Raw genomic sequence first — 22,447 nt, 5'->3', positions numbered from 1 at the left:
GCACCTATAGGATGCGGTGCAGTCCTGCTCCAAGACGGTGACAGGGCCTGCTGCCATCCCCCCGCCTGGACGTGCTCAATACACATCGCGCCGGTAGCGACCCGAGCCCAACAGCTCGGCCACCTTGGCCTCGCCCAGAATGGCCTGCAGCGTCAGATGCACGCCTTGGCCCATGCCGTTCAGGCTGCCGCAAACATAGATGGCCGCACCACGCTCCACCCATTGCCGGACTTCCTCTGCGTGGCTGCGCAGCAAATCCTGCACATAGCGCGAATCCTTGCCGTTGCGCGACCAGGCATGATCCAGCCGTGCCAGTCGGCCCTGCCTGAACCATGCGCCCAATTGATCGGCAAATAGCGCGTCATGCTGTGGACTGCGCTCTCCGAACAACAGCCATTGATCACTTAGCTCCTGCTGCACACGCGCCTTGATATGGCTGAGAAGGCCCGCCAGGCCCGAGCCATTGCCGATCAGAATCAGCGGTCGCCCGGCGTTGTCACCGAGTCTGAAGCCGCGGTGCTCGCGCAAGGTCAACGGCAGCACATCTCCCTCGGCCATGCCGTAGCACAACCAGTTCGACGCAAGGCCCGGCGAACCATCGGCGCGCGTGCTCTCGCGCACCAGCAGTTGCAGGCTGCCGTCGGCCGTGATCGAGGCGATCGAATAGTCGCGCGCGCGCTCAGGGTCGGCGGGCACGCACAGAGACACCAGATCGCCCGACTCCCAGTGCGGCAGCTCGCCGGACTGCGGCGTCCACTCCAGCAGGTATAGCGCCCCGCCCTGGCTGCCGGGATTGAGCAAACGCCGCCGACCAAGCACAAAGGGTATGCTGACCGGCGCCTGCAACCAGTCCGAATCCGGTTCCTGGACGGGCGCAGACTCGCCCAGCAAGTCCTGTCGCATCTGAGCGACCTGAGTCTGCCAGCTCTGCAAGCTCGAGGCATCCATATTGTCCACGCAGACCAGATCGCTGCGCGCGCCGCTGGTCTGCAACCATTCGTGCACCTCCACACCAAACGCACAGAACTCCTGGTATTCACGATCACCCAGCGCCAGCACCAGGCTTTGGTGCCGGGTCAGCGCAGGCTGAGTGGCCATGAGCTGCTGCACAAAGCCCAGCGCATGATCGGGCGCATCGCCCTCGCCCGTGGTGGACAGCAGCCACAGGCTGTGTGCATATTGCTGCAGCAGCTCGGTCGTCAGCTTCTCGACGGGCAGCAGACGCACCTGCAGACCACCATCGACCAGCATCTTGCCCGTGGCGCGTGCCAGAGCTTCGGCCTGCCCCGTCTGGCTGGCATAGGCGACCAGGACGGCAGGCGCAGCAGCATCGCCCTGCGAGGCCTTGCTCTCGGCCTCATCGGCCAGGCGTTGCTTGCGTACCTTGGTGCCAATACCCCAGCACATGCCTGCGTAGGCGGCCACCAACCCCATAGCCCCATAGATGCGCTCGGGCGTCAAAATCCATTCCACTGTCATGCCTCAAATTGGTTGATCCAGGCCGGTGTCTTGAGCACCTGTCTGCAGGCCTCATTGCCACCGGAGGCGAGATGCGATGTGAGCACAGCCGCAATCTCATGTTGGCGGGCAAAGTCCATGCCTTGCTGCGGACCCAGCACCGTGAGCACGGTGGCCAGCGCATCGGCGTGCATGCATTCCTCATGGAACACGGTCACGCTGGCCAGATCATGCGTCACCGGCCAGCCCGTGCGCGGATCCAGCGTGTGCGAATAGCGCCTGCCAGCCTGCGTGAACTGATGCCAGAAATCGCCAGAGGTGGCAAATGCACCCTCCCTGCAGGCCACGACCAGCGACTCGGCCTCGACAGAACCGCCCGTGCCCAGTTGCACCTGCCAGGGCCGCCCATCAGGGCGCTCCCCCCAGCTGCGCAGCTCACCGCCGATTTCGAACATGCCCGCAGCCCAGCCAGCCGCCTGCAGCTTTTGCACCGCCCAATCCACGGCAAAGCCCTTGGCAATGCCGCAAAAATCCAGCTCCAGACCACCGCTCTGCTGCAACTGCCGGGTCTGTGCATTCCAGCGCAGATGGCCATGGCCACTGGTCTTCAGCAAGCGCTCAATCTCCTCGCCGGCCGGTGTCTGCCCTGAATGCGGCTGCAGCGGGTTCTGGCGCGGCCCGAACCCCCATAGCGAAACCAGCGCTCCCATGCCGGGGTCCATCGCCGCGCCTGAAAGCCTTGCCCAATGCAAGGCCGCTTCCAGAACCTGAGCAAACTCCGCCGGAACTACATGCATTTCACCGGGTCTTGAACGATTGAACCGGGTGATCAGCGAATCCGCCTCCCAGTTGCTCATCTGGGCAATGACATCCTCAAAAACCTGCTCCAGCAGGGCCTGCACCGGCTCCATGGGCAGGTAATCGGAATTGAGCAGGCGCAGCGACCAGTGCGTGCCCATGGTCTGGCCGGACAGACGATGAATACGCCCGTCCTGCTGGTGTTGCAGGCTTGCAGGTCTCCAGCGCTGCACGCCAAAGTCAAGCGCCGGCGTCCGGGGGCGAGCCTGACTCTGTGCCGCCGACGAGGGCAGTTGCCAGAGACTGGCGTCAAAGCGTACGCGGGGGGGGGGTGGGCATGGGCATCCAGACAATGACGAAAACAGCAGCGAAAACAACGACGCGCCCGGAGCGGGCGCGTATTCAATCCATCAAGCGCCAACGCTTAAGGCAGGACTTCCAGAGTCGCGATATAGCCCAGGCGGCGCTCCGTTGCCTTGGCAATGCTGGTCTTCTTGTCCGTGGCATCGGCATTCAGCCAGAACAGACCTGCACGGGGGAACTTGATCTTGACCTGACCCTTGGCATCGGTCTTGAGCTTCATGGCGTCCACACCGTCGCGATAGCGAATACCGTCGGCCACCAGCTCCAGCTCCAGATCCGCAGCGGGCTTGCCGTCAAGATGGAATTCGAAAGTCGCCTCTTCGCTGGCCACCAGGTCATTGGGGTGAGTCACGGGCTTGAGCTCCAGACCCTTGCCGGTCAGCGCCAGCGCCGAGGGCTTGCCCAGAGACACAAAGGTTTCCATGCGGCGCAGATTCTCGGTCACGCGCACTTCCTTGGCATCGGCAGGAATCTGCTTGAGCACTTCTTCCACCGAACCGCGCAGGCGCTTGGGCTGGCCGTTGGCATCCTTGTAGCCACCCATCACGCCGGTCATCAGCATGGTGACGCGGTAGGTACCGGTCTTTTCTGGCTTGAAGTCGAACATGCTGCGCAACTCGCCCTTGGCGACATTCTTCATTTCCACGGCTGCGCCATCGGGTGCGGTCACCTTGACGGCTTCCAGACCCAGCGGACGGTGGTTGAAGAAGAACACATCGTTGGACACGGCCGCATCCACCGTCACCCAGTCGGACTTGGACAGCACGGTGCTGGAAGGCTTGAACCACAGATCATGCGCCTGGGCGCCCAGGGCAGCCAGAGCCAGAGTTGCAGCGACGATGGCACGAGTTTGGAACTTCATATCAGGTCCTTGAAAACAGAAAGGGTGACAAATCAAAAGAGAGAGGTGTGACGGCTAAGCAACACCCTAAAACTGGCGCTACGCAGACAAGAAACACCAAGGAAGGGCCGCCCCGCACCGAGGGTGTCGTCCCCCTCCCGCGAAGCGAGAGAGGGGGAAGCGGCGAGGCCGCTCAGGGGGTGAGAATCAAGATCAAGGCTTCAATTCCAGCTTGATCGCGCCCAGCTCGGTGCTGCCATTGGCGCTCAGGCTGGTGGCCTGTTTGACGGGCCACTCGAAGGGAATGGACACCAGTTCGCGGCCGCCGACTTCACGCGCAGCTTCCACCATCAGCTTGTATTGACCGGGAGCCAACTGGGGCAGCGGGTTCTTGCCTTCGGCAAAGGACAGCGCATGGCTGCCCACGGGCTTGGTCGGCTGGGTCACGCCGTCGATGGGAAAGCTCAGCTCGCGACCGGTACGGCGCCACCACTGGCGCATGTCCTTGAGCCACTTGGTGCCCTCGGCATTCTTCATCTTTGCGTCGTACCAGACGGACAGATTGGCTGCCACGCCGCCATCGGCCTTTTCCAGCCACACGGCAACATAGGGCTTGTGGTATTCGGCCACCTGCAATTGGGGCACGGTCACCGCCACATTCATGCCGCCCGCGATTGCCGGCAGGCCCACCACGGCGCTCAGCGCCACCGTGGTCTTGAAAATCCGCTTCGCCATTTTCTCTTCCTTCACAAAATTCTTGGTCTCAGTGCACGAGCAGCAACACCAGCAGGGCCGGCAGTACCAGCCCCAGACCCACCATGGGCCAGGTCATGGGCCGGCGCTGCGCATGCATCTTCAGGATCAGCAGACCCGTGATGCAGAACACCAGACAGCCAATCGCAAAGACGTCTATGAACAGGCTCCAGGCTCCGCCCGTATTGCGTCCCTTGTGCAAGTCGTTGAGGTAGGAGATCCAGCCCCGGTCGGTCTTCTCGTACTCGACCGAGCCCTCCTTCAGGTCCACACGCAGCCAGGCATCGCCGCCCGGGCGCGGCATGGGCACATAAGCCTCGTCTTCGCTCCACTCCACGGCAAAACCCTTGGCACTGACCTTGATCTGCTGAGCCAGCCAGCCATCCACCTCGGCAGGCAAGCCCACGGCATTCTTGTCCGCCGCTTCCACGCCCTGCTTCTGGGCTTGCTGCAGTTTTTCAAGCAATTCCCGAGGCAGTTGCGCATCACGCGACTCGACCTTGGGCTTGGACTCGATCTGCCCCGCGTGATTCAAGGTAAATCCCGTCACGGCAAACAGCAGCATGCCGATCAGGCAGACGGCGGAGCTGATCCAGTGCCACTCATGTAATTTTTTTTAACCAGTACGCCCGCTGCGGGGCGTTGGAGGAAGCCGCGGTCATTCAGAACTTTCTGGGGTTTCATCGCCGCCGGGCCGAGCCGACCTTTGGGACATAGCGCCACAAGGCCCGGCCTTGCTTGCACAGCAAGGCGGCATTCTAGTTGCGCCAAATTCTAAATGCATCTCACTTTTATTTACTTTACTTGACGTAAACAAAGCGCCCTCGCGTCCAGGGCCCTTGCCACCTCAGCAAACCCGTGGTTCGACCGACTCCAGCGATCCTCTGCACGCCCTCGGCTCAACAATCTGTTGCCTCACTGCAACAAAACGTAGACTGCCGGCACTCATTATTGAATGGTATCGAGAATTATTATTAATATCACCTAGAATCCGCACGCTTTTTCAAAAAATCGACTCTTCATCAAAAGCATGTCCAACAACCATCTGACCCCGACCGACTCCAACGGCTTGCGCTGCGAGCTCAAGCAAATCGTGATTGCCGCAGGCCTGTGCCTGATTGGCGCCAGCGCGATGGCTCAACAGGAAACCACCTTGTCCACCGTGAATGTGGAAGCCTCTGCCGACGCCAGCTTCAAGACCGAAGCCAGCCCGCAAGGCAAGTTCACCGCCCCTTTGCTGGACACGCCCAAGACCGTTCAGGTCATCAATGAAGAGATCATCAAGCAGACCGGTGCCACCAGCCTGCAGGATGCCTTGCGCTCCACCCCCGGCATCACCTTCGGCAACGGCGAAGGAGGCAATCCCACCGGAGACCAGCCTTTCATTCGCGGCATGGACGCCCAGTCCAGCACCTTTGTGGACGGCATGCGTGACATCGCCGCCGGCACGCGCGAGTTGTTCAACGTCGAAGCCGTGGAAGTCATCAAGGGCGCAGACTCGGCCTACGCAGGTCGCGGCGGTGCAGGCGGCTCCATCAATATCACCACCAAGAAGGCCAAGAACGAGAACTTCATCTCTGGCGACGTGGGTCTGGGCACCGACAACTATCTGCGCGGCACGCTGGACATCAACCGCAAGATCAACGAAACCACCGGCATTCGCCTGAATGCCATGGGCCACAGCGCCGACGTTCCCGGCCGCAACGGCCCCGACAACAAGCGCTGGGGCATTGCACCCACCGTAACCTTCGGCATGGGCACCCCCACCGAAGTGACCCTGTCCTGGCAGCATCTGCAGACCGACAACACCCCCGACGGCGGCGTGCCTTATCTGTACAGCAATGCCGCCATGGCCACCCTGCCCGGCGGCAGCACCGTGCGTCCCACCTATGGCAACGACCGCGCCAACTGGTACGGCCTGCACAACCGTGATTTCGAGAAGGAAAAGAGCGATCTGTTCACCGCTTCGGTCACCCACAAGTTCACCGACACCAACAAGATCCGCAACAGCCTGCGCTATAGCAAGACCAAGCAGGACTACGTCTGGACCCAGCCCGACGACTCCAAGGGCAATGCCATAAATGGCTATGTCTGGCGCCGCGGCAACTACCGCGTCTATGACACCACCACACTGCAGAACGTGACCGAATTTACCGGCAAGGAACAGACCGGCTCCATCGGCCACAGCTATGCCTTCGGTCTGGAACTGTCCAAGGAAAAGGCTGACGGCAGCTCGGGCGCCATCCAGAGCGGCGGCACCTGCACAGGTGTTTCCGATCCTTGGTGCACCACTTTGAGCAACCCCAGCGGTGCCAATGCCCCCTGGAACTTTGCCTGGTCACTGCCTGCGCAATCCACCGTCAACAAAATCGACACCATTGCCGTCTACGGCTTTGATACTCTGAAGCTCAACGAGCAGTGGCTGGTGAATGCAGGTCTGCGCGTGGACCACTACAAGCTCAACGCTTCCGGCCCCGCCGGCGGCCGTGGCGCCAGCGCCTACCCGGCGTATGACCTGAGCCGCAGCGATACGATGTTCAACTACCAGCTGGGTGTGGTCTACAAGCCCGCATCCAATGGCAGCATCTACGCCAACATCGGCACCTCTTCGCGCCCCGGTGGCTCGACTCTGGGCAACGGCAGCGAGGACCTGACCACGACCACCGATGCGCTGATCAGCCTGAAGCCGGAAAAGACCAAGTCCATCGAGCTGGGCACCAAGTGGGACCTGCTGGACAAAAAGCTGAACCTGACTGCCGCAGTCTTCCGCAATGAAGTGACCAATGTGCGCATCAGCGATGCAACCGGCACGTACATGGGCGGCAACAAGGAAGTCAATGGCATCGAACTGGGCTTTACCGGCCAGATCCTGTCCAATCTGAGCGTGTTCGGCGGCTATACCTTTATGGATAGCGAATTCAAGAACATGGGCAAGGACGATGTTCGCAATGGCCTGCCCTTCTACAACACGCCCAAGCACAGCTTCAGCCTGTGGACCAGCTACAAGCCCATGGCCAAGCTGACCTTGGGCCTGGGTATCTATGCTCAGAGCGACGTTGCTGCCAGCTACATTCAAGGCAAGGGGGGCATCGTGACCAAGGGCGCTTCCGGCTATGCCCGTTACGACGCGATGATGGCCTACCAGATCGACAAGAACCTGAGCTTCCAGCTGAACGTCTACAACCTGGGCAACAAGGTGTACTACACCGGCGTGCGCTCGCCTCATTACGCCAATATGGGCGCTGGCCGCTCGGCCGTGGCCTCGCTCAAGTTCACGTACTAATTCATGTACTGACAGGTGCAATGGCTGTCCTGCCTGCGCTTGATCTGGCGCAGCCTGGCTGCAAACCATGCCCCAAAGCCCCGCAGGCCTCTGATGCCAGCGGGGCTTTTTACATGCACACTTGGCGGGTCAAGCGCATTGCCGCTCGCAAAGCCTGATTTTTGCCATCAAAACCATAGCTTATAGCGCCTGTCCACAAATGTTTTCAAGCCAATAAGTCATTGAAATCTATAGTCATCAAGCGCTACCAGCTATGGTTAATGATGTAACCCGGATCATCAACAGATAGATATCGCCTCACTCCTGCCATGTTGCTACGCATCCCCTGCCTGCTCACTCCCGATGAAGTACGCCACTGCCGTCAGGCTCTGGAAGCCGCCAGCTGGCAGGACGGAAAGACCACGGCCGGCCACGTGGCCGCTCAGGTCAAGAGCAATCTGCAACTGCCGCTGGACAGCAAGACCGGCCAGCAGATAGGCGATCTGATCCTGGACCGGCTGGGCCGCAACCCGCTGTTCATGTCGGCAGCCCTGCCGCTCAAGGTCCTGCCGCCGCGCTTCAATCGCTATGAGGGTGGAGGCACTTATGGCAACCATATCGACAACGCCTTCTTCACCATTCCGGGCACGGCCATCAAGGTCAGAACCGATGTCTCCACCACGGTGTTCTTCAGCGACCCCGACGAATACGAAGGCGGCGAGCTGATGGTGGAAGACACTTTCGGCCAGCAAAGCGTGAAGCTCGCGGCCGGCGATGCCATCATCTACCCCGGCACCAGCTTGCACCGAGTCAACCCCGTGACGCACGGCACACGCTATGCCTCGTTCTTCTGGACGCACAGTCTGGTCAAGTCGGCAGAGCAGCGCCGTCTGCTGTTTGATCTGGACCAGAGCATTCAGCAACTCACCCAGGAGCAGCCCGAGCATCCGCGCATCGCCGCCCTCTCGGGCACCTATCACAATCTCTTGCGCATGTGGTCCGAAAGCTAGCTTCCTGAGCGGCTTTGCCGCCCCCCAAGGAGGACGGCAGCCTTTGCTGGGGCTGCCTTTGCTGGCTGCCCCCTCCCCACCGAGCCATGCCTGCCTTGCTGCCTCATCCCAATCCAACCGGCTTGATTTATGACTGTTGAACCTTTGAATGCCGCAGGCCAGCCCGTCAAACCGCCACTGACGCAGATTTCCGCGCAGATAGGCTCCCTGGCGGACTACGCCCGGCTGGCCCGCGAGCATATGGAGGCTCAGGCCTGGGCCCACCTGGAAAGCGGTGCGGACCAGGGTCTGACTCTGGCCCACAACCGCCAGGCCTTCGACCGTATCCGTCTCTGTCCTGAGCCGCTCGCCGATCTGTCCTCCGCGCATACGCGGCAAAGCCTTCTGGGTCAGAGTCTGGACTGGCCGTTGTTGCTGGCACCGGTCGCCTACCAGCGGCTGGCGCACCCCGAAGGCGAGCTCGCCACAGTGCGCGCGGCCATGGCCATGCGCACCGGCATGGTGGTCAGCACCCTATCCAGCTGCACGCTGGAGGAAATCGCCCAGGCCGCGCAAGCTGCAGCGCAGGAGCTGGGGCGCAGCGGCCCGCTGTGGTTCCAGCTCTACCAGCAGCCAACGCGCGAGCACACGCTGCAGCTGATTCGCCGCGCCGAAGATGCCGGTTATCAGGCCCTGGTCTGGACGGTGGACGCCCATATCAAGCGCTCCAGCTACCCGCTGCCGCCAGGCGTGGAGGCCGTCAATCTGCGTGGCATTCCCCAGCAACGGCAGACCGGCGATCTGATGAGCGAGCACATTCTGTTCGGCAGCGAGCTGGCCCGAGGCGCGCCCACCTGGGACGACCTGGTCTGGCTGCGTCAGCAAACCCGGTTGCCGCTGATCGTCAAAGGCCTGCTCTCGGCCCGTGCCGTCGCGCAAGTCGTGGAGCTGGGGGCCGATGCCATCGTGGTCTCCAACCATGGCGGGCGCGTGCTGGACACCGCCGTCTCCGCCCTCGAAGTGCTGCCTGCCATTCGCGCGGCCACGCCTGCCCATATCCCGCTGCTGATGGATGGCGGCGTGCGCCAGGGCACCGATGTGCTCAAAGCCATCGCCCTGGGTGCCAGCGCCGTGCTGCTGGGCCGGCCGCAGATGCATGCCCTGGCGGTGGCCGGTATGGTGGGGGTGGCCCATATGCTGTATTTGCTGCGCGTCGAGCTGGAGTTGGCCATGGCCCAGACCGGCTGCGCCAGCCTCGATCAGATCGGGGCCCGGCTCTTAACCACTTGCTGATTGTGCGTAATTTGGCGGCATGCATTGCAAATGCGATGGATTCTCATTTATACTCCGCCTATTACATCAATAGCCAGCAACAACTGCCTGTAGCCATGATCGTCTGTGTATGCCGCCGGGTTTCTGACCGAGAAATAGCACGCCACGCGCATGCGGGGATGAGCTTTGACGAAATCCAGTTTGAATTGGGTGTTGCCACACAATGCGGGCGCTGCGAAGGCTGCGCACGCGATGTCGTCGCCCAGTGCAGTGCAAGCCATCCGATCGCGGCCATCCACAACGAAGCGCAATCCTGCGCGTCGGTGCAGACGGTTCAGCTTGCCACCAACATTCTGGAAAGCAAAGCATGGCCCACCTCTCCGTCCTCTCAGCCGTCTTTGGCAGTCTGATTCTCGTGATGGTATGCACCTGGTGGATCCTGCGTGAATGATGCGATCCTGTCTGCGTGCCCTGCTTCCTGTGCCTGCTATTGCCGGTTGACCAGCGCTTTTCCTTTCTGATCCCAGCCTGCGCTGGTTGCTCTTCTCGTTCTTATGTCCCAGTCTGATCGATTTGCACCTGCCAGCGGCCCGAGCCGCAATATGGCAGTTGCTGGTGCTGTGGTTGTCGTGCACGCTGCCGCCCTGTGGGCCATGCAGCATGGCCTGGCACAGCAAAAGCCGCCAGAGATAGTGATTCCCGCCAGCGTGATTGCCCAGTTTGTGGCACCGCCGGCTGCCGAACCTGCCCCGCCGGCCCCTCCCCCTCCACCCAAGCCTCCGGCGCCAGCGCCCAAGCCCGAGACCAAACCGCAGCCCAAGCCCGAGGTCAAGAAGACTCCGCTGCCCAAGGCCATCAAGGACCCGACACCGGCACCGGCTGCACCTCAGGGGGCATTGGAGGACAGCGACAGCAAACCGGACAAGACACCACCGGCGCCACCCGCGCCCCCGGCACCTCCGGCTCCGCCTGCGCCTCCCGCACCACCAGCTCCGCCCAAGATCGAGCAGCCATCGAGCAATGCGGCCTATCTGAACAACCCCGCTCCCGCTTATCCTTCGGTCAGCAAGCGCATGGGGGAACAAGGCAAGGTGCTGCTGCGCGTCTATATCAACGAGCAGGGCCAGCCCGAGAAAATCGAAATCAAGCAGTCCAGCGGCTTTGAACGCCTGGATGACGCCGCCGTCAACACCGTGCGCCAGTGGAAGTTTGTCCCCGGCAAGCGCAACGGCGTGGCCGAACCCATGTGGCACATCGTGCCCATCAACTTTGTTCTCAAATAAATCTGCAGTTCTCAGGAGTACCCATGGAATCCCAATTCGGCATTGCCCACGTCTGGACACAGGGCGACTTCGTGACCAAAGGCGTGGCCATCATCTTGCTGGTCATGTCGGTGGCCTCTTGGCTGGTCATCATTCTCAAGGCGCTGGATATTGTGAAATTCAAGAAGTTCGCCACCCAGGCGCAGGACTTCTGGCACAGCCCCGATCTGGCCACCGGCCTGGAAAAGCTGGGTGACGACAAGCAGAACCCCTTCCGCTTCATGGTGCTCGAAGGCCGTGAAGCCTCCGCCCACCACCGCAAGACCAGCGTCCATCTGCATGACACGCTGGACATCAGCGACTGGGTGACCCGCTGCCTGCGCAACGGCATCAACGAATTCACGGCCCGCCTGCAATCCGGCCTGGCCATTCTGGCCTCCGTGGGCTCGACCGCCCCCTTCATCGGCCTGTTCGGCACCGTCTGGGGCATCTACCACGCTCTGGTGGCCATCGGCATGTCCGGCCAGTCATCCATCGATAAGGTGGCCGGCCCCATCGGCGAAGCGCTGATTATGACCGCTCTGGGCCTGGCCGTCGCCATCCCCGCCGTGCTGGGCTATAACGCTCTGGTACGTGGCAACAAGGGCATTTTGAACGCCCTCAACAGCTTCGCCCACGACGTGCACGCCTACTTCGTGACCGGTGCCCGCGTTTCCGTGGACGGCCAGGTCTCTGGCAATGTGCTGCCCCTGAAGAAAGGCGCCTAAGCCATGTCATTCGGAACCATGGACGATGGGGACAGCGATGATGTGATGAACGAGATCAATATGACGCCTCTGGTGGACGTCATGCTGGTTCTGCTCATCATCTTCATCATCACCGTGCCCGTGATGAAACACTCGGTCAACGTGGACCTGCCCCGCGCCACCAACCAGCCCGAGGACACCAAGCCTGCCACCGTGCAGCTGGGCATTACGGCCGACGGTAAATACTCCTGGAACGGCCAGGAAATCGGTGACGAGCAACTGGAGACCAATCTTCAGACCGAGGCCGCCAAGGAGCCGCAGCCCGACCTGCATATCCGCGGCGACAAGGAAGTGCGCTACGAGCGCGTGGCCCAGGCCATGGCCGCCGCCCAGCGCGCTGGCGTCAAGAAAATAGGCTTTGTGACCGACCCATCCAAATAAGCCCATGCTTGCAAAAAACGGCCCTCAAGGGCCGTTTTTTTATTGTGGAACCTGCATCAAAACAGCACTCAAGCCGCCCGGCACAGGCACAAACTGCTGATGGACCGCAGGCACAAGTCCTCAGATGCGGCGGGACAGATTCCACATGAAAAATAAATGGCAGTTTTTTGCGAATGAGATTAAGTATCACTTGCTTTTCAATTGAGAATTGTTATCATTACACAAGTTTTTGATCTTAAGGAATCACGGCATGTCTGCACCGCTTGTTGCGACCTCACAGCCCAACAACCGTAGCACCCCCTCCATGGCTGCTGCAACCCCCTCAGCCGCTTCCGGCTCCAGCCTGGGCCTGGACAGCGCCCTGCTGCTCAACGGCCAGAAGGCAGTCACCATCCTGCACAACGGCACTCCTTATCGCCTGCAGGCCACCAAGCTGGGCAAGCTCATTCTGACCAAATAAACCGTTTCATCGTGGGGCGACACTGCAAGTGTCGATTCGCCAGCCATAGTCGTTGTAGAGCACCTGCCCTCTCTTGTGCTTACGCTTCACATAGCCACGCGTTTTTTCCTCATTCGCAACCCACCAAAACAAAACCCCTGCGCGCATCAAGCGGCAGGGGTTTTGTTTTGGACTCTGCCGCTGCAGCGGCAGAAATCAAGCCATTACAGGCCCAGGGCTGCGATGCCGGCCTTGGCAACCTGTGCGTCTTCGTTGGCCTTCACACCCGAGACACCCACAGCGCCCAGCACCTGACCGTCCTTGACGATGGCCACGCCACCTTCGAGCAGACCGTCCACAAACGGAGCGCTCAGGAAAGCGGTACGGCCATTGTTGATCATGTCTTCAAAAGCCTTGGTGTCCTTGCGGCCCACGGCTGCAGAGCGTGCCTTGGCGGGGGCGATATGCGAAGAGATGGGAGCAGCACCATCCATACGCTGCAACAGCAGCAGATGGCCGCCGTCGTCCACGATGGAGATCGTCACGGGCCAGTTGTTCTTCAGTGCTTCAGCTTCGGCAGCCGCAGCGATGGCTTTCACATCGGCCAGTTCGAGTTCGTGCTTGGTCTTCATAAGATAAAAGCTCCGTTGGATTGTCAATGCAGCAAGCATATTCTGTACTTTGCAGGCAAAAGTAGATGCGATGTGAAAAACATTCCATCCTAAAACTGCCGCATTGCAACGGGGTATTGCAAAGGCTTCTCAAGACCCCCACCTAGAATGACAATGTTTCAACACACAATTCCTGAAGGAGGAATGGCTACATGAACGAACAAGTCACCACACTGGGCTCTGCGGGCTACGGTGTCTCGCAGCAAGAGCGCAACCGTGTCTTGCGCAATACCTACTGGCTGCTGGCACTCAGCCTGATCCCCACCGTGCTGGGCGCTTGGCTGGGCGTAGCCACTGGCATGACTCGCGCGCTGACGGGCGGCGTGGGCCTGATCGTGTTCATGGTCGGCGCCTTCGGCTTCATGTTCGCGATCGAAAAGACCAAGCACAGCGCCGCTGGCGTGCCCGTGCTGCTGGCCTTCACCTTCTTCATGGGCCTGATGCTATCGCGCCTGATCGGCATGATTCTGGGCTTCTCCAACGGCACCCAGCTGATCATGACCGCCTTTGCCGGCACCGCTGGTGTGTTCTTCGTGATGGCCATGCTGGCCACCGTGATCAAGCGCGACCTGTCGGGCATGGGCAAGTTCCTGTTCGTGGGTGCTCTGGTGCTGATGGTAGGCGCCATCATCAATGTCTTCGTGGGTTCCACGGCAGGCATGATGGCCATCTCCATGCTGGCCATCGGTATCTTCTCCGCCTACATGCTGTATGACCTCAAGCAGATCATCGACGGCGGCGAAACCAACTACATCAGTGCCACCCTGGCCCTGTATCTGGACCTGTTCAACGTGTTCCAGAGCCTGCTGGCCCTGCTGGGTATCATGGGCGGCGACCGCGACTAAACCTCGCCACCACCCAAGCAGAAAGGAGTGCCTTGCGCACTCCTTTTTGTTTCCGGTAACCTTGACGTCAAGCGCGGTCATCGCATTGATGGATATTTCAGTCATGGCCTAAATTTCCGACTGCCGCTGCCGATAAGCAGACAAGATGAAGCCAAACCACCTTCCCCGCGCACTTGCCATTGCCCTGCTGCCTCTGGTACTGGCAGGCTGCAAGATTGAAGACATTCCGGGCCTGGGTCCAGACCCACGCACCGTGGCGCGCGAGTCCGAAGCCAAGGCCATTGGTGGTGCCTGTCGGCATGCCATGCGCGGGCTGGAGGATTGCTACGTCCTCAACCCCAAGTCACCCAAGGCGCTTGTGTTTGCGGGCTGGAAGGACATGGATGAATACATGCGCTCCAACAAGATCGAAGGCGTACCTTCCGTACTGGGTCAGAGCGCAGCCGAAAAACGCAGCACTGCGGAGCCCGAAAACAGCGCCAGTCGCAACCGCAGCTGAAATCGCTTGTGCCAGGCCCGGATCATGAGTTCCGGGCCAGTGCCAGCCAACGCCCCCACAGGCCGTAGCAACACTGCTACGGCTTTTTTCATGTTCGACATCTCTCACGGCAAGCACCTCTGATGTCATATTTCCTTTATGGACTTTGAATACAAACAATTCTCATTTATATTCATTGACTATTGATTCCATTCTTAGCCGCACATACGCGCATCCCAGCGACAAGTTCTGTTGTGCTCTCAACCATGGGGACAAGACTGCCGTGCCAGATGATGACTTCAACCAAATACGCCTTGAGCATGAGGCCCTCATGCTGACCTATACGGAAGTGCAGACCCGCTGCACGGCACAGATGCAGTCGCTGGCACGGGAAGTCGAAGCACTCCGGCAGCAGCTCGTACAGCTCAGGGCCAAGGTCATTGTCCGCGACAGCGCTCTTGCCTGGGAGCGTGAGCAGCGCCACGCCCTGGCCCAGGCAATGGCACTGAATCTGCTGCAGCAAGAACCTCAAGCTGCAACTGAACAGACAGTGTCCGGCATCGACTGGCCTTTGGTTGAGGATACCGACACCCAGGCCTTGTCCGAGCAGCAGCTACTGGAAGACAGTCTGCACGCCGCCGACCTGGTGATTTGCCAGACAGGTTGCATCAGCGATGGAGCCTACTGGCGCGTGAAGGATCACTGCAAGCGCACCGGCAAGACCTGCCTGCTGGTGGATCAGCCGACCGCCTTGCGGGTGGTTCGCATTCACCCATCGGGAGAGAACGGAAAGGTCGTTGCTGCCCAAGCCTGCATCGAGGGTGCTCCATGAGCCACGGCACAGGAAAAACCTGGGCTGCAGATTTGCTGTCTGCCTGGAAGCAGCAGACCCGCACAGCACTGGCTGCAACGCTGGAGCATCGCCATCTCTCAGCACTTGAACACTATAGACATGCACAACAGCTAGGCTTGCAGTTGCTGGTCGCGGAGCCCGGCGATATTGCCGACGATGACCGCATCGCCGCTTTTGTCGTTGCCCACCTGAATCTGGCAGATGCCCTCGCCGAAGCAGATCGGCCGGGAGCAGCATCTGAATGCCTGCATGAGGCGCAACAAGCCCTGATGCCATTTCTGCAGCAGGACTCCACCAGCCAGTCCATGAATCTGGCGATACACCGTCATCTACCGCAGCTTCTGGCTGCACGGGCCGAGCATGGCGCAGCAGACCCTCATGCCGTCGCAGGCGTCTGCGCCTCGACATCCGCTTTCCCTCTCACTCACCCCGCCAGCGACAGGCAGACCCGCCTTGCCAGCTTCGAGCCTGTGCATTCATCACTGCACTGACTCCCTTCTCTCTTACTGCCAAGGCTTTACTCATGAGCTACACCCTGCCTCCACTGGCCTACGACTACGCGGCGCTGGAGCCGCATATCGATGCGCAAACCATGGAGATCCACTACTCCAGGCACCACCAGACCTACGTCAACAACCTCAACGCGGCACTCGAAGGCAGCGAGTACGCGCAATGGCCGCTGAACGATCTGCTCGTCAAGATCGAATCGCTGCCTCAGCCGCTGCGCCAGGCCGTGCGCAACAATGGCGGCGGCCATGCCAATCACAGCTTGTTCTGGCAAGTCATGTCTCCCAAAGGGGGCGGCCTGCCGCAGGGCGCTCTTGCGGCAGCCATTGACAGGGACCTGGGCAGCTTCGAGAACTTCAAGACCGAGTTCACCAAGGCCGCCATCAGTCGCTTCGGCAGCGGCTGGGCCTGGCTCAGCGTGGACTACAGCGGCAAGCTGCATGTGGAGAGCAGCGCCAATCAGGACAGCCCTCTGATGCCTGGCATTGGCAGCGGCAACACACCAATCCTGACCCTGGATGTCTGGGAACACGCCTATTACCTGAAATACCAGAACCGCCGTCCCGAATACATCGCCGCTTTCTACAACGTGGTGGACTGGAACGAAGTGGCGCGCCGCTTCGCTACCGCCACCCAGGCTGTCAGGAGCTGAACCATGGGCCCGGACGGACTGCAGACCGCCTCTTCCAGCCATACCCCTCTGCCGCTCAGGACCAGACTCGGGCTGCTGATCTCTGTGGCCGGCGCTCTGGTGCTGGCATCCATGCTCTGGAAACAGCTGCAGAGCAATCCCGCAGCACTGAATGCTCTGCTGGGCGGCAGCGTGGCGGCGCTGGCAACGGCGCTGGGCGCTCTTCCTGTGCTGCTGACCCAACATCCATCCGAGCGCACGCAGGACACTCTATTTGGCTTTGGCGCAGGAGTGATGCTGGCCGCTTGCGCCTTTTCATTGATTCTGCCCGGACTGGAAGCCGCCAGGGCCGCCACCCCGAGCGGGAGCAGCGAATGGCTGGGCGGCGCCATGATCGGCGTCGCCATTTTGCTCGGCGGTGCCGCTCTGCTGGCCATGGACCGCCTGCTGCCGCACGAGCACTTCATCAAAGGCCGCGAAGGCAGCCATGCCCGCCAGCTGCGACGCACCTGGCTGTTTGTGATTGCCATCACCCTTCACAACCTGCCCGAAGGTCTGGCCATCGGCGTGGGCTATGCAGCCAACGAGGGGCTGCGCGCAAGCTCGCTCACGCTGGGCATTGCCATACAGGATGTACCCGAAGGTTTCGTGGTCGCAGCCTCTTTGCTGGCTGCCGGCTATACCCGAGGCTTTGCGGTAGTGCTGGGTGCACTGACAGGGCTGGTCGAGCCTCTGGGCGCCGTGATCGGCGCCATCGTGGTCAGCAGCTCCACCATGCTGCTGCCCTGGGGCCTGGGCTTTGCAGCCGGGGCCATGCTGTTTGTCATCAGCCACGAAATCATTCCCGAATCCCACCGCAAGGGCCATGAAGCCTGGGCCACCACAGGACTCATGCTGGGCTTTGTGCTGATGATGATTCTGGATACGTCGCTTGGCGGCTGAACTGCGCCGCTCAGGCGCAGTTCAGGGCTTGCTTGCTATGCCCGCTCGAAAACGGCCATGGACTCCACATGCGCCGTATGCGGGAACATGTTCACCACACCCGCCGCCACACAGCGATAGCCGGCCTGGTGCACCAGCAAGCCTGCATCACGCGCCAGCGTGGCCGGGTTGCAGCTCACATAGACAATGCGCTTGGGGAACTGCCAGCTTTCCTGACCCTCGGGCAGCGGAGGCAGCAAATCGGGCTGCTCTTCGCTGGCAACGCCGGTCTGCTTGGCGCCGATGCGGATCTGGTGAATATCGGCCAGTGCCTTGGACAGGGCAAACGCACCTTCACGCGGAGGATCGACCAGCCACTTGTCGGAGTTGCCGTCGGCAATCAGCATGGCGGGTGTCATCTCGAACAGATTGCGCGCCACAAAGCTGGTGGAAGCCAGCTTGTCGTCTTCGCTGCGGGTGGCGTTGTTGGCCGCATAGTTCTCGTGCGAGCGCTTGACCAGGGTTTCCGAACCTTCAATGCCCAGTACCTCGCGCGCCATGGTGGCAATGGGCAGCGTGAAGTTGCCAAGACCGCAGAACCAGTCGATGACGCGCTCGTCCTTTTTAGCATCCAGCAGGCGCAGCGAGCGCGTGACCAGCACGCGGTTGATATGTGGATTGACCTGCGTGAAGTCGGTCGGCTTGAACGGCATGGTGATGCCGAAGTCCGGCAGACCATAGGACAGCTGTGTACCGCCTTCTTCCATCAGGTGCACGGTATCCGGACCCTTGGGCTGCAGCCACCACTGGACGTTCTGCTCGGCAGCAAAGTCGCGCAGGCGCTGCTTGTCGGCATCCGACAGAGGCTCCAGATGACGCAGCACCAGGGCAGTGACATGGTCGCCGCAAGCCACTTCGATCTGAGGACAGGTTTCGCGCGCATCCATGCTGGCGATCAGTGCGCGCATGGGCATGAGCATTGCGTCCACATGGGGCGGCAAAATCTTGCAGACCTCCATGTCGGCGATGTAGCGGCTCTTGCGCTCGTGGAAGCCCACCAGCACCTTGCCCTTCTTGGCCACATAGCGCACCGACAGGCGCGAGCGAAAGCGATAGCCCCAGGCCGGGCCTTCGATGGGGCGCAGCAGCGTCTCGGGCTTGACCTTGGCCAGATGCCAGAGGTTGTCTTCCAGTACACGCTGCTTGATGGCGACCTGGGCCGCCACATGCAGATGCTGCATCTTGCAGCCACCACAGGCGCCGGCATGCAGCCCGAAATTAGGACAGCCGGGCGTCACACGCTGCGAGGACTCGCGGTGGATTTCAGTCAGCGTGGCCGCTTCCCAGTTGTTCTTCTTGCGATGGGTGTTGGCGCTGACGATTTCACCGGTCAGGGCGCCGTCGATGAAGACCACCTTGCCGTCGGGCTTGCGGGCTACGCCCTGGGCATCCATGTCCATGGACAGCACTTCCAGCCAGCCCTCGGGCAGCGCCGGGGCATCAGACGGGACTTCGGGCAGGTTTTCGGGAATTTTGTTGTCGCGGGATTCACTCATGGTGCCCGATTGTCTCAGGCCACCCCATACCCGAGAGCCGACCACGGCAAAAAACTGCATGGGCGCCCATATCACGCGCCCAGCCGATAGGCCCTCTGCAAGGCAAAATCAAGCCTCAATGTGCCGCCGAAGCTTGTCTGACAGCTATGCAATCAGAAGCGTTGCTCTTCACGCAGCCTGCGCTCGCGGCTATTGCGCGCCGCAGCAATCTGGGCGCGCTCGGCGATCAGGTTGACCTCGGTGGCACAGTTGTACTCGTCGAGCGAGAAAAACATGCGGGCTCCGGGGGCGAGTTGCGACACCGTCTGATGCAGGGGCAGAGACAGGTCAACCGGCGCCACATTGGAGCGATAGATCAGCTCGTTATTGGGTGCATAGACAAAATAGCAGGCAGCCGATGCGACCTGGGCCCAAGCACAGGCCGACAGAACCAAGGCGGCACGCAGGACGGATGCAGCGGTCATGAACTCTCCCTTCCCTGACGGGGCTCCATGCCCCTGTAATGCGGCTATTTTACGAGTAGCGACGCAGCGACCGGGTCGATGCGAAATTTCTTCATTGCGAGAAAATTGCTTGCCGCCATGCCCCCCTATGCGCACAGCCTGTACAAGCACCTTGCGGATCCCGCTCGGGCATTCGCACGATTATAAATTTCTGTATTGACAGAAATTTCAAGCAAGACCACACTTCATCTCATGCAACTGAGTCCTATCGCTGAACGCTTTGTGCATCACTGGGGAGATATGGGCAACGCCTGGGGCGTGAACCGCACGGTGGCACAAATTCATGCACTGCTGTTCTTTCATGGCCGTCCCCTCAATGCCGACGAAATCTGCGAAACCCTGGGCGCGGCACGCTCCAACGTCAGCAACAGCCTCAAGGAGCTGCTGAACTGGAACCTGATTCGCAGCAGCCGCAAGAGCGGTGACCGGCGCGAGTATTTCGAGACCTCGGCCGATGTCTGGGAGCTGCTGCGCACCATTGTGCGAGAGCGCAAGCAGCGCGAGTTCGACCCCACCAGCGCACTGCTGCGCGAATTGATCGCCCAGCCCGAATTCGAGCAGGAAACGCCCGATGCCCAGGACCGCGTGCACGAGACGCTGCGCCTCATGGATTCGCTGGGCATCTGGACCGACGAAATGCTGCGCCTGTCTCCAGCCACGCTGGACAAGATCCTGCGCCTTGGCGCCAGCGTCCAGCGCTTTGTCCGAGGCAAGGATGGCGGCAACGATTGAAGCCAAACTGAATTCTGTCAAGGCAGAAAACTGCAAAGGAGTAGCGTATGCGAGTTCTGATCTGCGGCGGCACAGGCTTTCTGGGCCGACATATCGTGAATGCGCTGGCCCTGCTGGACCACGACCCCGTGGTGCGCAGCCGCCACAGCCAGCCGCCGCTGGACTTTGGCACCTGCACCACAGCCGAGGCATGGCTTGAGCATCTGCAGGGCATCGATGCCGTCATCAACGCCGTCGGTGCTCTGCGCGACAAGCCCGACCAGGATCTGCAGACCCTGCACTCTCTGGCTCCCATCGCGCTGTTCGATGCCTGTGCCCAGGCCGGCGTGCGCCGCGTGGTGCAGGTCTCGGCCCTGGGCGCGGGTCAGGGCGGCACCCAGTACGCAAGCACCAAGCGCGCAGCCGACGAGCATCTGCTGGCGCTGGGCAGACAAGGCGGGCTCCATCCCGTTGTCGTGCGACCCAGCATCATCTTTGGTGCGGGCGGAGCCAGCAGCCAGCTGTTCCTGAATCTGGCCAGGCTGCCCGTTCTGCTGCTGCCCGAACTCATGCGCAGCAGCCAGATACAGCCCGTGGCCGTGCGCGACCTCGCCGAAGTGCTCGCGCATATGGCGACATCGGACACCTCCGAAGGTATCGTCGAAATCGGCGGCCCCCAGCCACTTTCGACAGAAGCCTTCATCGCCAGCCTGCGCAACCAGATGGGTTACGGCCAGGCATCGGTATATGCCCTGCCCGACTGGATGAGCAAGGGCAGCGCCAGAGTCGGCGACCAGATCCCTTCCCTGCCCTGGTGCAGTGAAACCATGGCCTTGCTGGAAAACGACAACGTTACCGATCCTCAGACCCTGGCCTCGCTGCTGGGGCGCGCTCCCGTGGCTCCGGATGCCATGCTGGCCACCTTGCCCAAGGAAGGCCGCCGCCATGCCTGAGTTGCAAAACAGCAGCAGACCCAACCCGCAGAAGCAAGCTGCCCAATTCATGCACGCGAGTCTGGTCGTCGTCTGGCTGGGCACGGCTCTGGTCAGCGCACTGGACTATCTCGGACTCTCGGGCCTCAACCACGAAGGAACCCGCTTGCTGGACCAGGGCGGCATTGGCGATACACGCTGGCAGGCACTGCTCATCTGGTCCGGCCTGCTGGCCGATTTGGCTCTGGGTCTGGCCTTGCTGCTGCGTCCAGGCCGCGCCATCTACCTGAGCGCCCTGCTGCTGATGACGGCCATGACCGTGATCGGCACGGCTCTTCAACCCACGCTGTGGCTGCACCCTCTGGGGCCGCTGCTCAAGAACCTGCCCATCGCCGCCATGCTGTGGTTCTTGCTGCAAACAGATCACTCGTACAACAGGCTTGAATCATGAATACCTATCTGTTGCTCAAGACACTGCACATCCTCTCCAGCGTGCTGCTGGTCGGCACCGGCCTCGGCTCGGCCTTCTACATGTTCTTTGCCAACCGCAGCGGCTCGGTCGCTGCCCAGGCAGTGGTCAGCCGCCTGGTGGTGCGGGCCGACTGGTGGTTCACTACTCCCTGCGTCTTCATTCAGCCGGTCACGGGCATTGCCATGGCCCATCTCGCAGGCTGGCCGCTCACCACTCCCTGGCTCGCGCTTTCGCTCGGCCTGTATGCGCTGGCCGGCATCTGCTGGCTGCCCGTGGTCTGGCTGCAGATACGCATGGCGGCGATGGCGACCCTGGCGCATAGCCAGAGCCAGGCCCTGCCGCCGCTTTTCCGGCAATACCAGTTGCGCTGGGAGGCCCTGGGCTACCCCGCCTTTGTGGCCATGGCTGGCACCTATTATTTGATGGTGAACAAGCCACAGCTCTGGGGCTGAGACACCTGCCATGATCGGCTCGTCCACACCTCGCTCATCAGGAAGGACGGCAGCCCGCTCATTGCAGCGATAGCGGCCATGCCGTCTCAACCTTTTGCGACTCGTCGGCTATCGAAACACACCAATCGCTTCCACAAGATTCTTCACCTGCCATTGCATGCTGCTGGAAGCCTGCGCCCCCTGGGTCACCAGCTGCGCGTTCTGCTGCGTCAGATAGTCCATGTCCGCCACCGACTTCCCTACCTGGCTGATCTCCTCGCTTTGTTCGCGCGTGGCCTTGCTGATCTCGGC

Annotated in this window: 25 protein-coding genes and 2 pseudogenes; 18 read left to right on the top strand and 9 right to left on the bottom strand. The window is 61.2% G+C overall.

Annotation, left to right across the window (positions count from 1 at the left end; genetic code table 11):
* Positions 1-75: 75 nt before the first annotated feature.
* From V8Z78_RS26295 to V8Z78_RS26275, 5 genes and pseudogenes are all read right to left on the bottom strand, one after another.
* Positions 76-1,479, bottom strand: coding sequence for a sulfite reductase subunit alpha (locus V8Z78_RS26295; RefSeq protein WP_057092628.1), 1,404 nt, complete (start codon positions 1,477-1,479; stop codon positions 76-78).
* Entirely contained in the window at positions 1,476-2,489 is a 1,014-nt protein-coding gene (locus V8Z78_RS26290; protein ID WP_171832530.1) for an FAD:protein FMN transferase, read from the bottom strand. The genes V8Z78_RS26295 and V8Z78_RS26290 overlap by 4 nt, the downstream gene beginning before the upstream one ends.
* 191 nt (positions 2,490-2,680) lie before the next feature.
* Entirely contained in the window at positions 2,681-3,481 is an 801-nt protein-coding gene (locus V8Z78_RS26285) for a DUF4198 domain-containing protein (RefSeq protein ID WP_003069955.1), read from the bottom strand.
* Between the two features lie 192 nt (positions 3,482-3,673).
* Positions 3,674-4,195 (bottom strand): DUF2271 domain-containing protein, encoded by a 522-nt coding sequence (locus tag V8Z78_RS26280; protein ID WP_057092629.1) that lies wholly within the window; start codon positions 4,193-4,195, stop codon positions 3,674-3,676.
* 28 nt (positions 4,196-4,223) lie between these two features.
* Positions 4,224-4,875: pseudogene (locus V8Z78_RS26275) on the bottom strand (PepSY-associated TM helix domain-containing protein).
* Between the two features lie 368 nt (positions 4,876-5,243).
* On the opposite strand from V8Z78_RS26275, the gene V8Z78_RS26270 reads away from it, so the two are divergent.
* The 8 genes from V8Z78_RS26270 (at position 5,244) to hemP (ending at position 12,645) form a co-directional block, all read left to right on the top strand.
* Positions 5,244-7,496, top strand: coding sequence for a TonB-dependent receptor (locus V8Z78_RS26270; protein WP_349732451.1), 2,253 nt, complete (start codon positions 5,244-5,246; stop codon positions 7,494-7,496).
* Between the two features lie 308 nt (positions 7,497-7,804).
* Positions 7,805-8,485 (top strand): Fe2+-dependent dioxygenase, encoded by a 681-nt coding sequence (locus V8Z78_RS26265; protein WP_179626483.1) that lies wholly within the window; start codon positions 7,805-7,807, stop codon positions 8,483-8,485.
* A gap of 144 nt (positions 8,486-8,629) precedes the next feature.
* Positions 8,630-9,757: an alpha-hydroxy acid oxidase gene (locus V8Z78_RS26260; protein WP_003069944.1), complete on the top strand. Its 1,128-nt coding sequence runs from the start codon at positions 8,630-8,632 to the stop codon at positions 9,755-9,757.
* 95 nt (positions 9,758-9,852) lie between these two features.
* Positions 9,853-10,146, top strand: coding sequence for a (2Fe-2S)-binding protein (locus tag V8Z78_RS26255; RefSeq protein ID WP_034358951.1), 294 nt, complete (start codon positions 9,853-9,855; stop codon positions 10,144-10,146).
* Between the two features lie 144 nt (positions 10,147-10,290).
* Positions 10,291-11,019 carry an energy transducer TonB gene (locus V8Z78_RS26250; RefSeq protein WP_012838990.1) on the top strand — a complete coding sequence of 243 codons (729 nt, stop codon included), beginning with the start codon at positions 10,291-10,293 and terminating at the stop codon, positions 11,017-11,019.
* Positions 11,020-11,042: 23 nt separating this feature from the next.
* The gene (locus tag V8Z78_RS26245; protein ID WP_003069935.1) at positions 11,043-11,765 is read left to right on the top strand and encodes a MotA/TolQ/ExbB proton channel family protein; all 723 of its coding nucleotides are present in this window, start codon (positions 11,043-11,045) and stop codon (positions 11,763-11,765) included.
* Positions 11,766-11,768: 3 nt separating this feature from the next.
* A complete protein-coding gene (locus tag V8Z78_RS26240; RefSeq protein ID WP_039051230.1) occupies positions 11,769-12,185 on the top strand; it encodes an ExbD/TolR family protein in 417 nt (138 codons plus the stop codon).
* Positions 12,186-12,435: 250 nt separating this feature from the next.
* Positions 12,436-12,645 carry a hemin uptake protein HemP gene (hemP, locus tag V8Z78_RS26235; protein ID WP_003069932.1) on the top strand — a complete coding sequence of 70 codons (210 nt, stop codon included), beginning with the start codon at positions 12,436-12,438 and terminating at the stop codon, positions 12,643-12,645.
* Positions 12,646-12,848: 203 nt separating this feature from the next.
* Here the strand turns inward: hemP and V8Z78_RS26230 are convergent, their stop codons facing one another.
* On the bottom strand, positions 12,849-13,256 hold the full coding sequence (locus V8Z78_RS26230) for a GlcG/HbpS family heme-binding protein (RefSeq protein WP_003053536.1): 408 nt from the start codon (positions 13,254-13,256) through the stop codon (positions 12,849-12,851).
* 191 nt (positions 13,257-13,447) lie between these two features.
* On the opposite strand from V8Z78_RS26230, the gene V8Z78_RS26225 reads away from it, so the two are divergent.
* The 6 genes from V8Z78_RS26225 to V8Z78_RS26200 all read left to right on the top strand — a co-directional run bounded on the left by V8Z78_RS26225 (position 13,448) and on the right by V8Z78_RS26200 (position 17,551).
* Positions 13,448-14,140: a Bax inhibitor-1/YccA family protein gene (locus tag V8Z78_RS26225; protein ID WP_003053535.1), complete on the top strand. Its 693-nt coding sequence runs from the start codon at positions 13,448-13,450 to the stop codon at positions 14,138-14,140.
* A 145-nt stretch (positions 14,141-14,285) separates the two neighbouring features.
* Positions 14,286-14,639, top strand: coding sequence for a hypothetical protein (locus V8Z78_RS26220; protein WP_057092635.1), 354 nt, complete (start codon positions 14,286-14,288; stop codon positions 14,637-14,639).
* A 310-nt stretch (positions 14,640-14,949) separates the two neighbouring features.
* Complete coding sequence (locus V8Z78_RS26215) at positions 14,950-15,450, top strand: DUF2325 domain-containing protein (protein WP_349732450.1); 501 nt, start codon at positions 14,950-14,952, stop codon at positions 15,448-15,450.
* Positions 15,447-15,962, top strand: coding sequence for a DUF2753 family protein (locus tag V8Z78_RS26210; protein ID WP_349732449.1), 516 nt, complete (start codon positions 15,447-15,449; stop codon positions 15,960-15,962). The genes V8Z78_RS26215 and V8Z78_RS26210 overlap by 4 nt, the downstream gene beginning before the upstream one ends.
* A 32-nt stretch (positions 15,963-15,994) precedes the next feature.
* Entirely contained in the window at positions 15,995-16,630 is a 636-nt protein-coding gene (locus V8Z78_RS26205; RefSeq protein WP_003064128.1) for a superoxide dismutase, read from the top strand.
* Positions 16,631-16,633: 3 nt separating this feature from the next.
* Positions 16,634-17,551 (top strand): ZIP family metal transporter, encoded by a 918-nt coding sequence (locus V8Z78_RS26200; RefSeq protein WP_046462778.1) that lies wholly within the window; start codon positions 16,634-16,636, stop codon positions 17,549-17,551.
* 35 nt (positions 17,552-17,586) lie between these two features.
* On the opposite strand, the gene rlmD is transcribed toward V8Z78_RS26200, so the two are convergent.
* Together rlmD and V8Z78_RS26190 are read right to left on the bottom strand one after the other, a co-directional pair.
* Positions 17,587-19,086, bottom strand: a complete 1,500-nt coding sequence (gene rlmD / locus V8Z78_RS26195; protein ID WP_046462783.1) for a 23S rRNA (uracil(1939)-C(5))-methyltransferase RlmD — start codon at positions 19,084-19,086, stop codon at positions 17,587-17,589.
* Positions 19,087-19,238: 152 nt separating this feature from the next.
* Entirely contained in the window at positions 19,239-19,550 is a 312-nt protein-coding gene (locus V8Z78_RS26190) for a hypothetical protein (RefSeq protein WP_003064135.1), read from the bottom strand.
* 231 nt (positions 19,551-19,781) lie between these two features.
* Here V8Z78_RS26190 and V8Z78_RS26185 point away from each other — a divergent pair, with 231 nt between their 5' ends.
* Genes V8Z78_RS26185 through V8Z78_RS26170 form a run of 4 tightly spaced genes read left to right on the top strand, consistent with a single transcriptional unit; the run spans position 19,782 to position 22,156 of the window.
* The gene (locus V8Z78_RS26185) at positions 19,782-20,321 is read left to right on the top strand and encodes a GbsR/MarR family transcriptional regulator (RefSeq protein ID WP_012838998.1); all 540 of its coding nucleotides are present in this window, start codon (positions 19,782-19,784) and stop codon (positions 20,319-20,321) included.
* Between the two features lie 47 nt (positions 20,322-20,368).
* Positions 20,369-21,253: an NAD-dependent epimerase/dehydratase family protein gene (locus tag V8Z78_RS26180; RefSeq protein ID WP_349732448.1), complete on the top strand. Its 885-nt coding sequence runs from the start codon at positions 20,369-20,371 to the stop codon at positions 21,251-21,253.
* A complete protein-coding gene (locus V8Z78_RS26175) occupies positions 21,246-21,683 on the top strand; it encodes a DoxX-like family protein (RefSeq protein WP_003064143.1) in 438 nt (145 codons plus the stop codon). The genes V8Z78_RS26180 and V8Z78_RS26175 overlap by 8 nt, the downstream gene beginning before the upstream one ends.
* Complete coding sequence (locus tag V8Z78_RS26170) at positions 21,680-22,156, top strand: DUF2269 family protein (RefSeq protein WP_003064146.1); 477 nt, start codon at positions 21,680-21,682, stop codon at positions 22,154-22,156. The genes V8Z78_RS26175 and V8Z78_RS26170 overlap by 4 nt, the downstream gene beginning before the upstream one ends.
* A gap of 108 nt (positions 22,157-22,264) precedes the next feature.
* Here the strand turns inward: V8Z78_RS26170 and V8Z78_RS26165 are convergent.
* Positions 22,265-22,447, bottom strand: a pseudogene (locus tag V8Z78_RS26165) (hypothetical protein); the annotation flags it as partial.

The organism is Comamonas sp. wu1-DMT, from assembly GCF_040187805.1.
In the GTDB taxonomy this organism is placed as follows: Bacteria; Pseudomonadota; Gammaproteobacteria; order Burkholderiales; family Burkholderiaceae_C; genus Comamonas; species Comamonas thiooxydans.
The sequence above is the reverse complement of the archived record's forward strand: the minus strand, read 5'-3'. Positions and strand labels throughout refer to the sequence as shown.

Excerpts from the sequence above, each read along its gene's own strand:
- V8Z78_RS26175 (WP_003064143.1), top strand. The coding sequence starts at position 21,246 with ATGCCTGAGTTGCAAAACAGCAGCAGACCCAACCCGCAGAAGCAAGCT.
- V8Z78_RS26265 (WP_179626483.1), top strand. The coding sequence starts at position 7,805 with ATGTTGCTACGCATCCCCTGCCTGCTCACTCCCGATGAAGTACGCCAC.
- V8Z78_RS26225 (WP_003053535.1), top strand. The coding sequence starts at position 13,448 with ATGAACGAACAAGTCACCACACTGGGCTCTGCGGGCTACGGTGTCTCG.
- hemP (WP_003069932.1), top strand. The coding sequence starts at position 12,436 with ATGTCTGCACCGCTTGTTGCGACCTCACAGCCCAACAACCGTAGCACC.
- V8Z78_RS26180 (WP_349732448.1), top strand. The coding sequence starts at position 20,369 with ATGCGAGTTCTGATCTGCGGCGGCACAGGCTTTCTGGGCCGACATATC.
- V8Z78_RS26270 (WP_349732451.1), top strand. The coding sequence starts at position 5,244 with ATGTCCAACAACCATCTGACCCCGACCGACTCCAACGGCTTGCGCTGC.
- V8Z78_RS26170 (WP_003064146.1), top strand. The coding sequence starts at position 21,680 with ATGAATACCTATCTGTTGCTCAAGACACTGCACATCCTCTCCAGCGTG.
- V8Z78_RS26230 (WP_003053536.1), bottom strand. The coding sequence starts at position 13,256 with ATGAAGACCAAGCACGAACTCGAACTGGCCGATGTGAAAGCCATCGCT.
- V8Z78_RS26280 (WP_057092629.1), bottom strand. The coding sequence starts at position 4,195 with ATGGCGAAGCGGATTTTCAAGACCACGGTGGCGCTGAGCGCCGTGGTG.
- V8Z78_RS26190 (WP_003064135.1), bottom strand. The coding sequence starts at position 19,550 with ATGACCGCTGCATCCGTCCTGCGTGCCGCCTTGGTTCTGTCGGCCTGT.
- rlmD (WP_046462783.1), bottom strand. The coding sequence starts at position 19,086 with ATGAGTGAATCCCGCGACAACAAAATTCCCGAAAACCTGCCCGAAGTC.
- V8Z78_RS26215 (WP_349732450.1), top strand. The coding sequence starts at position 14,950 with ATGCTGACCTATACGGAAGTGCAGACCCGCTGCACGGCACAGATGCAG.
- V8Z78_RS26285 (WP_003069955.1), bottom strand. The coding sequence starts at position 3,481 with ATGAAGTTCCAAACTCGTGCCATCGTCGCTGCAACTCTGGCTCTGGCT.
- V8Z78_RS26185 (WP_012838998.1), top strand. The coding sequence starts at position 19,782 with ATGCAACTGAGTCCTATCGCTGAACGCTTTGTGCATCACTGGGGAGAT.
- V8Z78_RS26250 (WP_012838990.1), top strand. The coding sequence starts at position 10,291 with ATGTCCCAGTCTGATCGATTTGCACCTGCCAGCGGCCCGAGCCGCAAT.
- V8Z78_RS26220 (WP_057092635.1), top strand. The coding sequence starts at position 14,286 with ATGAAGCCAAACCACCTTCCCCGCGCACTTGCCATTGCCCTGCTGCCT.
- V8Z78_RS26200 (WP_046462778.1), top strand. The coding sequence starts at position 16,634 with ATGGGCCCGGACGGACTGCAGACCGCCTCTTCCAGCCATACCCCTCTG.
- V8Z78_RS26245 (WP_003069935.1), top strand. The coding sequence starts at position 11,043 with ATGGAATCCCAATTCGGCATTGCCCACGTCTGGACACAGGGCGACTTC.
- V8Z78_RS26295 (WP_057092628.1), bottom strand. The coding sequence starts at position 1,479 with ATGACAGTGGAATGGATTTTGACGCCCGAGCGCATCTATGGGGCTATG.
- V8Z78_RS26255 (WP_034358951.1), top strand. The coding sequence starts at position 9,853 with ATGATCGTCTGTGTATGCCGCCGGGTTTCTGACCGAGAAATAGCACGC.
- V8Z78_RS26210 (WP_349732449.1), top strand. The coding sequence starts at position 15,447 with ATGAGCCACGGCACAGGAAAAACCTGGGCTGCAGATTTGCTGTCTGCC.
- V8Z78_RS26240 (WP_039051230.1), top strand. The coding sequence starts at position 11,769 with ATGTCATTCGGAACCATGGACGATGGGGACAGCGATGATGTGATGAAC.
- V8Z78_RS26205 (WP_003064128.1), top strand. The coding sequence starts at position 15,995 with ATGAGCTACACCCTGCCTCCACTGGCCTACGACTACGCGGCGCTGGAG.